This is a genomic window from Streptomyces sp. NPDC058000 (assembly GCF_042886435.1).
In the GTDB taxonomy this organism is placed as follows: domain Bacteria; phylum Actinomycetota; class Actinomycetes; order Streptomycetales; family Streptomycetaceae; genus Streptomyces.
This window is the reverse complement of the sequence record NZ_JBHVQS010000003.1, coordinates 73,654-88,690: the sequence shown is the minus strand read 5'-3', so window position 1 is coordinate 88,690 and position 15,037 is coordinate 73,654. Positions and strand designations below refer to the sequence as shown.

Here is a 15,037-nt window from a genome sequence, read left to right as displayed (position 1 = left end):
GAGGACGCGCTCCCGACTTCGCCCCCGCTCCCCGCTCGGCGGCCGAGTGCCCGCTTCAGTCGGCGAGGTGCGCCCGGTCCCCCATCACCACGACCGGATGCCGCGCCGGATCGAGCGCGCGCAGCAGCGTCGCCATCGCGGACTTCGCCACGCTGATGCAGGCCGAGGTTCCGCCCCCGTGGTCCAGGTGCAGCCAGACCCCGCCGCCCTTGGACTGCCCCTGGGGGCGGGTGGGGTCCAGCGGAGACGTCCCCGCGACCCGGTTGTAGTCGATCGCCACCACGTAGTCGAAGTCGTGGCGGGTGTTCTTCGACCAGTACGCGGGCGGGGTGAAGGCCGCCGAGTGGGTGTACGGCAGCCGGGCCCCCGGATCGGGGAGCACACCACCGGCGTCGGTCAGCGGGAAGACGCCGACCGGGCTGCGCTGGTCGCCCTCGTGATGGTCCGGCGTCCAGCCACGCCGGCCATTGTGCGCCGGCCAACTCCCCTTGCTTTCCCAGCCGTTGGCGCCCTTCTCGTACAGCACCACCGTCGCGTCGGGGGAGTTCGCCCCAGCGCCGTACACCGCGACGACCTGACGGGTGGTGGCCGGGATCCGCGACCGCAGCGCGGCGCCGACCTCGGGAACGCCGTCACGGTGAGTGGTCGCCGCGCCCCCGCGGGCCGGTCTTCCGGGGCGTTCCCCCGCCCCGGCTCCGCCCCCCTTGGTGTCCCTGCCGTCGTTGCCGTCGCCGTCCTTGCCCACCGTGCCGCCGGCTCCGCAGCCCGCCAGAAGGACCACCGTCGCCGCGGCCACTGCCACTGCCCGTACCGCACCAACCGCTGTCCGCATGACGTCCATGCTCCCACCGCCTCCTGACGGTCGTTCGCCCCGGCCCGCCGACGTGTCCCGTGCGGAAAACTCGTCGGCTAACCGGCTTTCTACGGAAAAACCGTTTGAAGCCGGGCCGCCCGACAAGCGAACCTTCCTGTGCCTCCGCTCGCGCCGGGGCCTGTCACCAAGGGGCGCGAGGGCCGTGCCGGCCTGCCCGGACGGCGCGCCACCGCTCCCCGCCGACGACGACCACCCCGCTCCCCCGGCCCGCCTCTCCGGCCCGCCCAGCGCGCGGCCCGCCCTCACCCCCCGCGACAACTCCTGGGACATCATGCGCATTCGCGACCTCCCCCATCCCGACCCCGGCGTCCCCGACGTCCGCACGGGCGGCAGATTCCTCGTGTGGCTGTGCCGACAGCAGCTCGGCGGACAGGCCAAGGCCCTCTTCTGGGGGCTGGTGCACATGGGCTCGACGGCCTCGTTGCCCCTGCCGGTGGGCCTCGCCGTGCAGGCCGCGGTGGACGGCCGCGGCGCCCGGCTGACGCTGGCGGGCGGCCTGTTGGTACTGCTCGGCGCGCTGGTCGCGGTCAGCGACATCATGCTGCACCGCACGGCCGTGGCGAACTGGATCGGCACGGTGGCCCGGATGCAGCAGTTGCTCTCCCGCAAGACCGCGGAGCTGGGCGGGGCGATGACCCGCCAGGTGGCGGCCGGTGAGATCGTCGCCGTCAGCACCGGCGACCTGGAGCACATCGGCTGGTTCGTCGAGACGCTGTCGCGGTTCGGCGCGGCGCTGGCGGCTTCGGTCGGCGTCTGCCTGGCGCTCGTCGCCTACCAACCGCAACTCGGCGTCGTGGTGGCCCTCGGCGTTCCTCTGCTGGCCCTGGCCGTCCTCCCGCTGCTGCCGCCGGCCACCCGCCGGGCGGACACCCAGCGCGAGAAGGCCGGCCGGGCCACCGAACTCGCCTCCGACACCGTCGCCGGACTGCGGGTACTGCGCGGCATCGGCGGCGAGGACCTCTTCCTCGGCCGCTACCGCAGCGCCTCCCAGGAGGTCCGCCGGGCCGCCGTGCGCAGCGCCCGCATGTGGTCGCTGATCTCGGCCGTGCAGGTCGCCCTACCGGGCCTGCTGCTGATCGCGGTGGTCTGGTACGGGGTCCGCCTCACGCTCGACGGCCAGATCACGATCGGTGAACTCGTCACCATCTACGGCATGGTGGCCTTCCTGCTGTACCCGCTGCGCCAGGTCGAAGAGATGACGATGGCCTGGTCTTTCGCCCTGCCGTCGGCGGGGCGCACGGCACGCGTGCTGACGCTGAGCCGACCGACGGGCGGACGGCTGACCGACCCGGAACCGCCGTCCGGCGACCTCCACGACCCGGCCAGCGGGCTGACCGCGCGGGCCGGCCGGCTGACCGCCGTGGTGTGCGGCGACCCGGACGCGGCGGGCCGGCTCGCCGAACGCCTCGGCGGGCATCCCCCGCACGCCGCGCCATTCGTGCAACGGGACGCCGCCCCGCGTGCGGACGCCGCCCCGACCCCCGCCCCGCAGAGCACCGGACCGGCCACACACGCCACCGGTCCGACCCCGGAGACCCCTGCCCCGAACTCGGAGACCGCCGACCCGACCCCGGAGACCGCCGACCCGACCTCGAAATCCACTGGTCGGACCCTGGAGACACCCGACCGGACCCTGGAGACCACCGGCCGGACCCTGGAGACCACCGGCGTGGACGTCCAGGGAGCTGCCCCGGACCGGGACCGTCCGCTCTCCGTCGTGCTCGGCAGCACCCCGCTGGACGACCTCCCGCGCGACACCGCCCGGACGGCCGTCCTCGTACAGGACAAGGACCCGGTGCTGCTCTCCGGAACCCTCGGAGATCTCCTCGACGTCCCGGCGTCCGGCCGGGTGACCTCGACCGCGGCACTCGACGCTGCCCAATGCGCCGATGTGCTGGCCGCATTGGCCCAGGCGTCCGCCGACGACTCCGGAGACCCGATGCACACCCACATCACCGAACGCGGCCGGTCCCTCTCCGGCGGCCAACGCCAGCGGCTGTCCCTGGCCCGGTCGCTGGTCGCCGACCCCGAGGTGTTGGTGCTGGACGAACCGACCAGTGCCGTCGACGCCCACACCGAGGCCCGGGTCGCCGACGGCCTGCGGGAGATCAGGGCGGGCCGCACGACCGTGGTCCTGACCTCCAGCCCGCTGCTCCTGGACCGCGCCGACCAGGTGGTGTTCCTCCAGGAGGGCAAGATCGCCGGCGAGGCCCCGCACCGGGAACTGCTGCGCACCCACCCCGAATACCGCGCCGTCGTCACCCGCGAACCGGATCCCGTCCGCAACGCGCCCGCGCCCCGCACCGACCACACCATCGAGGAGACCGCATGATCGGCCTGGCCCCGCCGGAGCACGATCCCCACACGCCCCGGACGGCCGACACCCTGCCGGTCGGCTCGCCGGCGACGGTGCGCGCCTACGTTGCCGAGCTGATCCGCCGCCACCGCCGGGACTTCACCATCCTGGTCACCGTCAACGCCATCGCGGTCATCGCCTCGATGGTCGGGCCCTATCTCCTCGGCGGCCTGGTCGAGGACCTGTCCGCGGGCCACGGCGGGCAGATCCAACTGGGCCGCACCATCGGCCTGTTCGCCCTCGCGCTGGTCGTCCAGACGGTCTTCGTCCGCATGGTGCGGCTGCGCGGGGCGGTGCTCGGTGAGCAGATGCTGGCGGACCTGCGCGAGGACTTCCTGGTCCGGTCGGTGGCACTGCCGCCGGGCGTCCTGGAGCGGGCCGGCACCGGCGATCTGCTGTCCCGGATCACCACCGACATCGACCGGCTCGCCGAGGCGATGCGGGAGGCCGTGCCGCAGCTGTCGATCGGCGTCGTCTGGGCCGGCCTGCTGATCGGCGGGCTCACCGTCACCGCGCCGCCGCTCGCCCTGTCCGTGCTCCTCGCGCTGCCGGTGCTGCTCGTCGGCTGCCGCTGGTACTTCAAGCGCGCGCCCGCCGCCTACCGCTCCGAGGCCGCCGGCTACGCCGCGGTCTCCGCCGTCCTCACCGAGTCCGTGGACGCCGGCCACACCATCGAGGCGCACCGCATGGGCGTCCGCCGGATCGCCCTGTCCGAGCACCGGATCCGCGCATGGACCCAGTGGGAGCGCTACACCCTCTTCCTGCGCTCGGTCCTCTTCCCGGTCATCAACGTCACCCACGTGCTGGTCCTCGGCGCGGTCGTGGTGCTCGGCGGGGTGTTCGTCCTGCACGGCTGGCTCACCCCGGGGCAGCTGACGACCGGTGCGCTGCTGGCACAGATGCTCACCGAACCCGTCAACCTCGTCCTGCGCTGGTACGACGAGCTCCAGGTCGCCCAGGTGTCGATCGCCCGACTCGTCGGCGTCCGCGAGATCGAGCCCGAGGCCGGCGATGCGTCGGTGGTCCCCGGCGGCCGGGACGTACGGGCCGAGGACGTCAGCTTCGGCTACCGCGCCGGTGTCGACGTCCTGCGCGAGGTCTCGTTGAACGTCCGCCCGGGCAGCCGGGTGGCGCTCGTCGGCCCGTCCGGCGCCGGGAAGTCCACCCTGGGCCGACTGCTGGCCGGCGTCTACGGACCGCGGGCCGGCTCGGTGTCGCTGGGCGGTGCCGAGCTCTCCGCGATGCCCGCCGAACGCGTCCGGGAGCACGTCGCCCTGGTCAATCAGGAACACCACGTCTTCGTCGGAACGCTGCGGGACAACCTGCTGCTGGCCCGCACGGACGCGGCCGACGCCGCACTCTGGGCGGCCCTGGGCGCGGTGGACGCGGACGCCTGGGCCCGGACCCTGACCAGTGGTCTGGACACCGAGGTCGGCTCCGGCGGTACGGCCCTGACACCGGCCCAGGCCCAGCAGATCGCGCTGGCCCGCCTGGTCCTCGCCGACCCGCACACCTTGGTGCTCGACGAGGCGACGTCGCTCCTGGACCCGCGCGCCGCGCGCCACTTGGAGCGGTCGCTGGGCAAGGTCCTGGACGGGCGAACGGTCGTCGCCATCGCCCACCGGCTGCACACCGCCCACGACGCCGACGTCATCGCGGTCGTCGAGGACGGCCGGATCAGCGAACTGGGCAGCCACCGGGAACTGGTCGCCGCCGACGGTGCGTACGCGGCACTGTGGCGGTCGTGGCACGGCTGAGTCGCCGCAGACGCACGGTGGCGCCCCGCGGGTCCGCGGGGCGCCACCCGAGAGCGGGCACGGACCGGGGCACCGGCCCGGTCCGGTCGAACGGATCAGATGTAGCCCAGCGCCCCCAGCGCGCCGATGCCGCCCAGCAGCATGAACGCCGGCATCAGCACCTTCAGCTCCACCCAGCTGCCGGCCCGGAAGCGCATCGGCTTGGGCGTGCCCAGCGCGTACCAGCGCTTCCGGCCGATCGGGATGGGCCACAGGATCGGGCAGCCCGAGACGGTCAGGGCGTCGCCGATGTCGTGCACCAGCGCACCCAGCATGATCGGCAGGCCGAGCCAGAGATACTCCTGCCCCGGCCCGGTGAACAGCCAGCTCGCGCCGTTGCCCGGCTGATCCAGTATCTGGGCCAGGATCCAGGCCGACGCGGCGCCGAGCAGCCACACCAGCACGTCGCTGGAGACCCGCGCCGCCCGCCACAGCAGCCCCTCGATGGCGAGCACCATGTGCACGAACAGGATGCCGAGCACCGCCCAGCGCCCGCCCTCCATCGCCAGCAGCGACATGCCGCCACCGACCAGCACCGCCCACAGCCAGGTGTGGGTCAGCGTCCGGTGCCCGCCCGAGCGGTGCGAGTCGCCGCGCATCTTGGTCGCCTTGTAGGCGGCGTGCGAGAGGGTGTCGACCACCTCGCACAGCCACCGCGACAACGGACCGAAGGCGCGCGAGATGGTGGCTGCCTTGTGGTCGAGGTCCGGTGCGAGCGCCGCCCCCGCACAGATCAGGGCGCCGCTGACCAGCACCGGCCAGGGCATCGGATGGCCGGCGCCGTAGGCCGCCGCTCCCACCCCCAGCCAGGCCGCGGCTCCCGACAGCGAGTGCGCCGGTCCCATCATGGTTGTTCCCCACCCCTTGTTCTGCGCTTCTGACGCCCGATCGGCAACTCAGCGTAGCGTCAGATGATCTCCGAACGAGGAGCGGGTCGCAGGCCGGGACCCGGGGGCGGGACGGGTCGGACACACCTCGCGCACGGTCGTGCGCGGGGTGTGCTGGCGCCGCCGCGTAGGGGTGCGCGGCTGACTCCATCGGCCCTCGTTGGTCTCCACTTGATCTCCATCCGGAGCACCGGTTCCCGGATCCGGGCCGAAGGCAGGCAGTATGGGGGGCGTGACCCTCATCGATCATCTGCCGAACAACGCCGACCCCGACGCCCTCTTCGAAGCCTTTTCGGGCTGGGCCGAACAGCAGGGCATTGCGCTCTACCCTGCCCAGGAGGAGGCGCTGATCGAAGTGGTCTCGGGGGCGAACGTCGTCCTGTCCACCCCCACCGGCTCCGGGAAGAGCCTGGTGGCGGCCGGCGCACACTTCACCGCGCTCGCCAATGACCAGGTCACCTTCTACACCGCGCCCATCAAGGCGCTGGTCTCGGAGAAGTTCTTCGACCTGTGCAAGCTGTTCGGCACCGAGAACGTCGGGATGCTCACCGGCGACGCGTCGGTCAACTCCGACGCCCCGGTGATCTGCTGCACCGCCGAGGTGCTCGCCTCCATCGCGCTGCGTGACGGCAGGCACGCCGACATCGGCCAGGTCGTGATGGACGAGTTCCACTTCTACGCCGAGCCGGACCGCGGCTGGGCCTGGCAGATCCCGCTGCTGGAGCTGCCGCAGGCACAGTTCGTCCTGATGTCGGCGACGCTCGGCGACATGTCGCGCTTCGAGGGGGACCTGGTCCGGCGCACCGGCCGGCCCACGTCGGTGGTCCGCTCCACGACCCGGCCCGTGCCGCTGTCGTACGAGTACCGCACCACGGCGCTGACGGAGACGCTGACCGAGCTGCTGGAGACCCGCCAGTCGCCGGTCTACATCGTGCACTTCACCCAGGCCGCCGCCGTGGAGCGGGCCCAGGCGCTGATGAGCATCAACATGTGCACCCGCGCCGAGAAGGACGAGATCGCCAAGCTGATCGGGAACTTCCGGTTCACCACGAAGTTCGGGCGGAACCTCTCCCGGTACGTCCGGCACGGCATCGGGGTGCACCACGCGGGCATGCTGCCGAAGTACCGGCGGCTCGTGGAGAAGCTGGCGCAGGCGGGTCTGCTGAAGGTGATCTGCGGCACCGACACCCTCGGCGTGGGCGTCAACGTCCCCATTCGTACGGTGCTGTTCACCGCGCTGACGAAGTACGACGGGACGCGGGTGCGGACGCTGCGGGCGCGGGAGTTCCACCAGATCGCGGGCCGCGCCGGGCGGGCCGGCTTCGACACCGCCGGCTTCGTGGTCGCGCAGGCCCCCGAGCACGTCGTGGAGAACGAGAAGGCGCTGGCGAAGGCCGGCGACGATCCGAAGAAGCGCCGCAAGGTGGTCCGCAAGAAGGCGCCGGAAGGCTTCGTCAACTGGAACGAGAACACCTTCGAGAAGCTCATCGCCTCCGATCCCGAGCCGCTGACCTCCCGTTTCCGCGTCACGCACGCGATGCTGCTGTCGGTCATCGCCCGGCCGGGCAATGCCTTCGAGGCGATGCGGCGGCTGTTGGAGGACAACCACGAGCCGCGCCGGAACCAGCTGCGGCACATCCGGCGGGCGATCGCGATCTACCGCTCCCTCGTGGACGGCGGGATCGTCGAGCGACTCCCGGAGCCGGACGCGGAGGGCCGGATCGTCCGGCTCACCGTGGACCTCCAGCAGGACTTCGCGCTGAACCAGCCGCTGTCCACGTTCGCGCTGGCCGCGTTCGACCTGCTCGACCCCGAGTCGCCGTCGTACGCGCTGGACATGGTGTCGGTGGTGGAGTCGACGCTGGACGACCCGCGACAGATCCTGGCCGCCCAGCAGAACAAGGCGCGGGGCGAGGCGGTCGCGCAGATGAAGGCCGACGGCGTCGAGTACGAGGAGCGCATGGAGCGCCTCATGGACGTCGAGTACCCCAAGCCGCTGGACGAGCTGCTGTCGCACGCCTACGGCCTCTACCGCAAGAGCCACCCGTGGGTCGGCGACCACCCGCTGTCGCCGAAGTCGGTCATCCGCGACATGTACGAACGCGCCATGACCTTCACGGAGTTCACCTCCTTCTACGAGCTGGCGCGCACCGAGGGCATCGTGCTGCGCTACCTGGCGAGCGCCTTCAAGGCGCTGGACCACACCGTGCCGGACGACCTGAAGTCGGAGGACTTCCAGGACATCGTCGCCTGGCTCGGCGAGATGGTCCGGCAGGTCGACTCCAGCCTGCTGGACGAGTGGGAACAGCTGGCCAACCCGGAGGTGGAGACGGCGGACCAGGCGGCCGAGCGCGCCGATCAGGTGCGACCGGTCACCGCCAACGCACGGGCCTTCCGGGTGCTGGTCCGCAATGCGATGTTCCGGCGGGTGGAACTGGCGGCGCTGGACAAGGTCGAGGAGCTCGGCGAGATGGACGCCGAGTCCGGTTGGGACGCCGACGCCTGGGGCGAGGCGATGGACGCCTACTGGGACGAGTACGACGAGCTGGGCACCGGCCCGGACGCCCGCGGCCCGAAGCTCCTCCAGATCGAAGAGGACGCCGCGCACGGACTGTGGAAGGTGCGGCAGACTTTCGCCGACCCGAACGGCGATCACGACTGGGGCATCTCGGCCGAGGTGGACCTGGCCGCCTCCGACGAGGAGGGGCGCGCGGTGGTCCGGGTCACCGAGGTGGGGCAGCTGTGAGACGACGGCTTCGACCGAGGCCGCCGAAGGAGACGACGGAGGACCACCGGTCATGACGAATCCGGCCGAGAAGTTGGTCGATCTGCTGGACCTGGAGCAGATCGAGGTGAACATCTTCCGCGGCCGCAGTCCGCAGGAAAGCCTCCAGCGGGTCTTCGGCGGGCAGGTCGCCGGGCAGGCGCTGGTGGCCGCCGGGCGGACCACGGAAGGGGACCGCCCGGTCCACTCGCTGCACGCGTACTTCCTCCGGCCGGGCCGGCCGGGGGTGCCGATCGTGTACCAGGTCGAGCGGGTCCGCGACGGGCGGTCCTTCACCACCCGTCGGGTCGTCGCCGTCCAGCAGGGACGCACGATCTTCAATCTGACCGCCTCCTTCCACAAGCCGGAACCCGGCTTCGAACACCAACTGCCGATGCGCCAGGCCGTTCCCGACCCGGATGAGCTGCCGAACGTCGCGGAAGAGGTCCGCACGCACCTGGGCGGTCTGCCCGAGGCGCTGGAACGGATGGCCCGCCGGCAGCCGTTCGACATCCGGTACGTCGACCGGCTGCGCTGGACGCCGGACGAGATCGAGGGCGCGGAACCGCGCAGCGCGGTCTGGATGCGCGCCGTCGGACCGCTCGGCGACGACCCGCTGGTGCACACCTGCGCGTTGACCTACGCCAGCGATATGACGCTGCTGGACGCGGTACGCATCCCGATCGAGCCCCTGTGGGGCCCGCGTGGCTTCGACATGGCCTCCCTCGATCATGCGATGTGGTTCCACCGCCCCTTCCGCGCGGACGAGTGGTTCCTCTACGACCAGGAGTCCCCGATCGCCACCGGCGGCCGGGGCCTGGCCCGCGGCCGCATCTACGACCGGGCCGGGCACCTTCTGGTCTCCGTCGTGCAGGAGGGGCTCTTTCGCCCTGTCTGAGGACGGGCAAGACCAATCCCGAGAAGGACTCCTCCGCAAGCTCGGCGACTGAGGGGTGCGTGGGCCACGGCCGCCGCACCGCCCTACGCTCAGCTCATGGACTTCACCCTCACCTCGGCGGAGGAGACCGTCGTCCGCCATGTCGCCAGCTGCCTCCGGGCCGGCACACCTCCTACGGACGACGACGTGGCGGACGCACTGGGCGACGAGGTCCGCCCGCTGCTGCAACCCCTGCTGGACAAGGGCTGGCTCATCGTCGGCGAGGAGCGGACCCTGACCCTGTCGACGATCGCGCGGGCCGTACTGTCGGACCGCGGGGACGCCGGGGAACCACAGTGGTGACCGCGGGCGGCACCCACCGTCGCGCCGGCCTCGCCCCCGACCGCCCCGGCCCGCTGCGCGCGGCCGGGACTACCCGTGCACGGAGAGGCTTCTGGGCCGCGGCGTCCAGGAGGGGCCGTTCCGCAGGCCCGCGGGTTGGCCAGCTCGGGCGGCGGCCGGTGGGCGGACCCGGCCGGGGTCCTCACGGCGGGCGGATTCCAGGGCGCGGGAGAGATTGACGCGGTACCAGAGGACCTCGTCGAACTCCTCGGCCGTCAGGGTCCGTTCGAAGGACTCCCGGGCCGCGGGGGTCGCCGTGATCACGGAAGCGAGGGTGGGCCGGAGGCGGCGCAGCAGGGCGCGCTCCAGCGGGTCCTCGGCCACCGAGGCCACCTCTTCCGGCGGGAGAACGGCGGCGATCACGGCGGCCGACTCCCACGGATCGTCGGTCCGGCCCATCAGCTGGGCGACCCGGCGGCTGCGCCACTGGCGGCCCCGCCAGTCCTGCCCACTCGTGAGCATCACCCGCATCGCGGCGGGGGTGTTGCCCTCCAGCAGCTCCGGCTCGCGGTCGGCGAACTCGGTGATCTCCGTGGCGAGATAGAGCCAGACCACCGCGCCGAAGCGGTTCACGTAGAAGCGGACGGGGCCCACGCAGCCGGCCCGGGTGAGCCGCAGGGCCCGGCCGGGGCCGATGCCCATCAGGGCGGCGGCCTCATTGGTGGTGACCGTGCGGAGCCGGGCGCGGAGCCCCTCGGGGAAGCCCGGCTCGGCCTGGAGCCGGGCGATCTCCTCCGCTGGTACCCGGCGCCGGGCGGGCGGCCCGGCGCTGCCCGACCGACCGGCGGGCCCGGCCGGGACCGTCCGTACTTCACCGAGCTGGGTGGCGAGTTCGCACTCGCCGGTCCGCAGCTCCAGTGCCTGCGCGGCTCGCGCCGTCGAGAGCGTCTGCCGCCCGTCGCACATCACTGTCATCGTCATGGTGCTTCCCCCTGCGACTCGGTCGTCGATCACTGATGGTTACGACCATGCCGTGGGTGGTGACAGCGCGTCAACGCTCGCCTCAGACCTGTGGATAACTCTCCGGCCGGCGGGCCGCGACGCCCAGATGCTCCCCGACGCGGTTGACCAACAACGTCATCTCATAAGCGATCTGGCCCATGTCGGAGTCGGCGCCGGCCAGCACGCACAGGCAGCTGCCGTCCCCGGCCGCCGTCACGAACAACACCCCGTCGTCGAACTCGACCATGGTCTGACGCACCCGCCCGACCCTGAAGTGGAGCCCCGACCCCTTCGCGAGGCTGTGCAGTCCGGAGGCGACCGCCGCGAGATGTTCGGCGTCCTCCCGCTCCAGCCCCTGGCTCGCGCCGGTCACCAGTCCGTCGTTGGACAGCACCAAGGCGTGCCGTACCTGCTCCACCCGCTTGGTCAGGTCGTCCAGCAGCCAGTCGAGTCCGCTGCTCAGTGCCATGCCCTTTCCTCCCCGTATCCCCGTCCGCAGGTGTGGCCGGACGGTACTTCGCAGCCCGTCGGCGAGCCGCCGTGCCAGCCTGTCCCACCTCCGCCGTCTCGGCAAGCGGCTCACCCCGGCGAGCCACATACCTCCGGTGTGTGCCGGCGGCGAGGATGGGCGACATGGCACACACAATGACGAAGGACGAGTGGTTGGCGTTCCTTTCCGAGGGAACCCGAACCGGAAAATTGTCGACGGTGCGGGCCGACGGCAGCCCGCACACCGCCCCGGTGTGGTTCCTGATGGACGGCGACGAGCTGGTGTTCAACACCGGCAAGGACACGGTCAAGGGCCGCAATCTCGCCCGTGACGGCAGGGTGGCACTGTGCGTCGACGACGAGCGGCCGCCGTTCTCGTTCGTGGTGGTACAGGGCACGGCGGAACTCAGTGAGGAGCTGCCGGACGTCCGGCACTGGGCGACCAAGATCGCGGCGCGCTACATGGGCGAGGACCGTGCGGAGGAGTACGGCGCCCGCAACGGCGTGCCCGGCGAGCTGCTGGTACGGGTCCGCATCGACAAGGCGGTCGCGGTCGCCGCGCTCGCGGACTGAGGGGCGGGCGGCGCGGCCCCTTCGGCGCCCCGCGCCCCAGGACGTCGGGCGCGCGCCCCCGCGGTCCGGTCAGCCCACCGTGTCCAGCTGCCGGGCGGAGTGCCTCCGCCCGGCGTGCTCGACCAGCCGGACCAGCACCTCCTTGCCCGAGTCGCGGTCCCGGGCGTCACAGAGCACGACGGGCGTGCCGCGGTCCAGGTCCAGGGCGCGGGAGACCTCGTCGGCCCCGTAGGACCCGGCCCCCGGGAAGCAGTTGACCGCCACCACGAACGGGAGGGCGCGGCGCTCGAAGTAGTCGATGGCCGGAAAGCAGTCCGGCAGCCGTCGGGTGTCGGCCAGCACCACGGCGCCCAGTGCGCCCTCCGAGAGGTCGTCCCACAGGAACCAGAAGCGGTCCTGTCCCGGGGTGCCGAAGAGGTACAGGGAGAGTCCCGACCGGATGGTGATGCGGCCGAAGTCCATCGCCACCGTGGTGGTGGTCTTGTCCGCCACCTTCCCGGTGTCGTCGACCGCATGGCCCACCTCACTGAGCCGCTCCTCGGTGCGCAGCGGGCGGATCTCGCTGACCGCGCCCACCAGGGTCGTCTTGCCCACCCCGAAACCACCCGAGACTAAGATCTTCAGGGCCACATCGGGGGCAGGGCCGGGGACTCGGTCCTCCGGGGTCCCTTGTACGGCGTTCATGGGCCGACTCCTCCAGGGTGCGAGGTCCCGCGCGGCGCGGGTGTGCGGATCCAGGGCACAACGATGGGGCCGGCGGCGGCACCGGGTGCCGTCCGGGAATCCATGGCGAGGACCGTACCGTCCGCTGATCGGGATTTCCTCGAATTCGAAAAAGCCGCCACGGCATCGGGACATGAGGTGCTTTCCGGCCACGTCCTGCCGCCGTTTCTGTGTCCCCTGGGTCTTGCTCCGAGTGCGCCGGCCATGGGGGATCATGTGCGCATGACGCAGCAGCGGGCAGCGCAGTCACCGGAGCGGCGCGCCGGGGCCGCTGCGGCGTCCCCCTCGGCCACGGCCGTGGAGCGCAACGGCATCGATCCGGTACCGGACGCCGAGCGGCACGGCACGCCCCGCTCCCTGTTCTGGCCGTGGGCCGGCTCCGGTTTGTCACTGCTGTGCCTCGCCTACGGGATCTACGTCATGGGTCTCGGCCTCAATGCCTGGCAGGCGGTGGTCACCGGGACGATCGGCTACGTGTTGTCGTTCGTCCTGGTCGGCCTGGTGTCGGTGGCCGGGGCGCGGACCGGGGCGCCCACGATGGCCATCGGGCGGGCCGCGTTCGGGCGGCAGGGCAACAAGCTGCCCACCGTGTTCAGTTACGTCTCCAACGTCGGCTGGGAGACCGTGCTGGTCGCGCTCTCCTCCCTGGGCGGCGCCGCGATCCTGGCGCGCGTCGCGCCGGCGGTCTTCGCCCGGGCGGACGGGCGGACGCCGACCACCGGGGCGCAGGCCCTGTGCTTCGCGGTGACCGCCGTCTCGGTGGTGGTCGTGGGCATCTACGGGCACGCGCTGATCATGAAGGTGCAGAAGTACCTGACCGCCGCCATCACCGTGATGACCGCGGCCTACCTGGTGTTGGTGGCCGGCCGGATCCATCCCTCCGCCCTCGTGGCGGGCCGGCCGGGCGGTCTGGGGACGGCCATCGGGGGCGTGGTGTTCGCGATGACCCTCCTGGGGCTGGGGTGGGTCAACTGCGGGGCGGACTACAGCCGTTACCTGCCCCGCAACAGCAGCGGCCGGGCGATCACCGGTTGGACGACGCTGGGCGGGGTGCTGGCCCCCGTGGTACTGCTGGTCTTCGGGGTGCTGCTGAACGCCGGCGACCCGAAGTTGGCCGCCACGGCCGCCGCCGACCCCGTGGGCGCGTTGGCGGCGGCGCTGCCGACCTGGTTCCTGGTGCCGTATCTGCTCACCGCCATCGGGGGGTTCGCCGCCGGGGCGATCATGGACATCTACAGCTCGGGGATGGCGCTGCTGGTCCTCGGGATGCCCGTCCGCCGGCACCTCGCGGTGCTGGTCGACGGGGTGCTGATGGCCGTCGGCGGCTGGTACGTGCTGTTCGTCTCGCCCAGTTTCTTCGCCACGTTCCAGGCGTTCCTGTCGGTCGTCGGGGTGACGATGGCCGGGTGGACCGCGGTCTTCCTGGTGGCGCGGTGGCGCGACCGCCGTTCCGGTGCCGGGCCGTCCGTGGTGCCCGCCGTCAGGTGGCCCGCGGTCCTCTCGCTCGCCGTGGCCACCGCCGTCGGGCTCGGCCTGATCACGTCCGCCGACCCCAACCTCGCCCGGATCGTGGGCTTCCTGCTCACCGACGCCGCCGCGCACGGCACGCTGGGCACCATGAACCTCGGGGTGGTGGCCGCCCTGCTCGTCGCGGGCGTCCTGTATGCCGTCACCGCCCCGCTCGACCGCCGTCCCACCACACCTGAAGGAGACCGATGAGCGGCCCCCAGACCAGCCGTCCGCACGAGGTCCGCGCGTTCTTCGGCGCCCGCGCCGCCGGCTGGGACGCGAAGTTCCCCGACGACGGGCCCGCCTACACCGCCGGCGTGGCCGCCCTGGGCCTGCGGGAGGGCCAATGGGTACTGGACGCCGGCTGCGGCACCGGCCGCGCCCTCCCGGCCCTCAGAACGGCCGTGGGGGCGCGCGGGACGGTGCTGGGCGCCGACCTCACCCCGGAGATGCTGGCGGCCGCCGTACGAGCCGGACGCGACGCCTGCGCGGCCCTGCTGCTCGCCGACGTGACCCGGCTCCCGCTCCCGTCCGCCGCGCTGGACGCCGTGTTCGCCGCCGGGCTGGTTTCCCACTTGGCCGACTCCGCGGCCGGACTGGCCGAACTGGCCAGGGTGGTGCGCCCCGGGGGTCGGCTCGCGCTCTTCCACCCCGTGGGGCGGGCGGCCCTCGCCGCGCGCAAGGGGCATCCGCTCACCCCTGGCGACCTCCGGGCCGAACCCAACCTGCGTCCCCTCCTGGCCGGCAGCGGCTGGGACCTCATCCGGTACGTCGACGAGGACACCCGCTACCTGGCGCTGGCGGTCCGCCAGGGGTGAGGCGCCCTCGGCGTCCCCCAGCGGACC

The 15,037-nt window shown here is 72.5% G+C and carries 13 protein-coding genes; 8 read left to right on the top strand and 5 right to left on the bottom strand.

Annotation, left to right across the window (positions count from 1 at the left end; all coding sequences use genetic code 11):
• Positions 1-55: 55 nt before the first annotated feature.
• Positions 56-832: a hypothetical protein gene (locus ACFVT2_RS05205; RefSeq protein WP_390012402.1), complete on the bottom strand. Its 777-nt coding sequence runs from the start codon at positions 830-832 to the stop codon at positions 56-58.
• A 313-nt stretch (positions 833-1,145) separates the two neighbouring features.
• Here ACFVT2_RS05205 and ACFVT2_RS05200 point away from each other — a divergent pair, with 313 nt between their 5' ends.
• Together ACFVT2_RS05200 and ACFVT2_RS05195 are read left to right on the top strand one after the other, a co-directional pair.
• The gene (locus ACFVT2_RS05200) at positions 1,146-3,206 is read left to right on the top strand and encodes an ABC transporter transmembrane domain-containing protein (RefSeq protein WP_390012721.1); all 2,061 of its coding nucleotides are present in this window, start codon (positions 1,146-1,148) and stop codon (positions 3,204-3,206) included.
• Positions 3,203-4,987, top strand: a complete 1,785-nt coding sequence (locus tag ACFVT2_RS05195; RefSeq protein ID WP_390012400.1) for an ABC transporter ATP-binding protein — start codon at positions 3,203-3,205, stop codon at positions 4,985-4,987. Before ACFVT2_RS05200 ends, ACFVT2_RS05195 begins: the two co-directional genes overlap by 4 nt.
• A gap of 95 nt (positions 4,988-5,082) precedes the next feature.
• Here the strand turns inward: ACFVT2_RS05195 and ACFVT2_RS05190 are convergent, their stop codons facing one another.
• Entirely contained in the window at positions 5,083-5,874 is a 792-nt protein-coding gene (locus tag ACFVT2_RS05190; RefSeq protein ID WP_390012398.1) for a metal-dependent hydrolase, read from the bottom strand.
• 271 nt (positions 5,875-6,145) lie between these two features.
• On the opposite strand from ACFVT2_RS05190, the gene ACFVT2_RS05185 reads away from it, so the two are divergent.
• From ACFVT2_RS05185 to ACFVT2_RS05175, 3 genes are all read left to right on the top strand, one after another.
• Complete coding sequence (locus tag ACFVT2_RS05185; RefSeq protein ID WP_390012396.1) at positions 6,146-8,659, top strand: DEAD/DEAH box helicase; 2,514 nt, start codon at positions 6,146-6,148, stop codon at positions 8,657-8,659.
• 52 nt (positions 8,660-8,711) lie between these two features.
• Positions 8,712-9,575, top strand: coding sequence for an acyl-CoA thioesterase (locus tag ACFVT2_RS05180; protein ID WP_390012394.1), 864 nt, complete (start codon positions 8,712-8,714; stop codon positions 9,573-9,575).
• 96 nt (positions 9,576-9,671) lie between these two features.
• Entirely contained in the window at positions 9,672-9,917 is a 246-nt protein-coding gene (locus tag ACFVT2_RS05175) for a hypothetical protein (RefSeq protein ID WP_390012392.1), read from the top strand.
• Positions 9,918-9,986: 69 nt separating this feature from the next.
• Here ACFVT2_RS05175 and ACFVT2_RS05170 read toward each other — a convergent pair whose 3' ends face one another.
• Both ACFVT2_RS05170 and ACFVT2_RS05165 read right to left on the bottom strand, forming a co-directional pair.
• On the bottom strand, positions 9,987-10,877 hold the full coding sequence (locus tag ACFVT2_RS05170; RefSeq protein WP_390012390.1) for a DUF6397 family protein: 891 nt from the start codon (positions 10,875-10,877) through the stop codon (positions 9,987-9,989).
• A gap of 82 nt (positions 10,878-10,959) precedes the next feature.
• Positions 10,960-11,367, bottom strand: a complete 408-nt coding sequence (locus ACFVT2_RS05165) for a roadblock/LC7 domain-containing protein (protein WP_100600368.1) — start codon at positions 11,365-11,367, stop codon at positions 10,960-10,962.
• Positions 11,368-11,531: 164 nt separating this feature from the next.
• Between ACFVT2_RS05165 and ACFVT2_RS05160 the strand changes: the two genes are divergently transcribed.
• A complete protein-coding gene (locus ACFVT2_RS05160; protein WP_390012388.1) occupies positions 11,532-11,960 on the top strand; it encodes a PPOX class F420-dependent oxidoreductase in 429 nt (142 codons plus the stop codon).
• A 69-nt stretch (positions 11,961-12,029) separates the two neighbouring features.
• Here ACFVT2_RS05160 and ACFVT2_RS05155 read toward each other — a convergent pair whose 3' ends face one another.
• Positions 12,030-12,644 carry an ATP/GTP-binding protein gene (locus ACFVT2_RS05155; protein ID WP_390012386.1) on the bottom strand — a complete coding sequence of 205 codons (615 nt, stop codon included), beginning with the start codon at positions 12,642-12,644 and terminating at the stop codon, positions 12,030-12,032.
• A gap of 261 nt (positions 12,645-12,905) precedes the next feature.
• On the opposite strand from ACFVT2_RS05155, the gene ACFVT2_RS05150 reads away from it, so the two are divergent.
• Together ACFVT2_RS05150 and ACFVT2_RS05145 are read left to right on the top strand one after the other, a co-directional pair.
• The gene (locus tag ACFVT2_RS05150) at positions 12,906-14,402 is read left to right on the top strand and encodes a purine-cytosine permease family protein (protein ID WP_390012384.1); all 1,497 of its coding nucleotides are present in this window, start codon (positions 12,906-12,908) and stop codon (positions 14,400-14,402) included.
• Complete coding sequence (locus tag ACFVT2_RS05145) at positions 14,399-15,010, top strand: class I SAM-dependent methyltransferase (protein WP_390012382.1); 612 nt, start codon at positions 14,399-14,401, stop codon at positions 15,008-15,010. The genes ACFVT2_RS05150 and ACFVT2_RS05145 overlap by 4 nt, the downstream gene beginning before the upstream one ends.
• Positions 15,011-15,037: the final 27 nt, after the last annotated feature.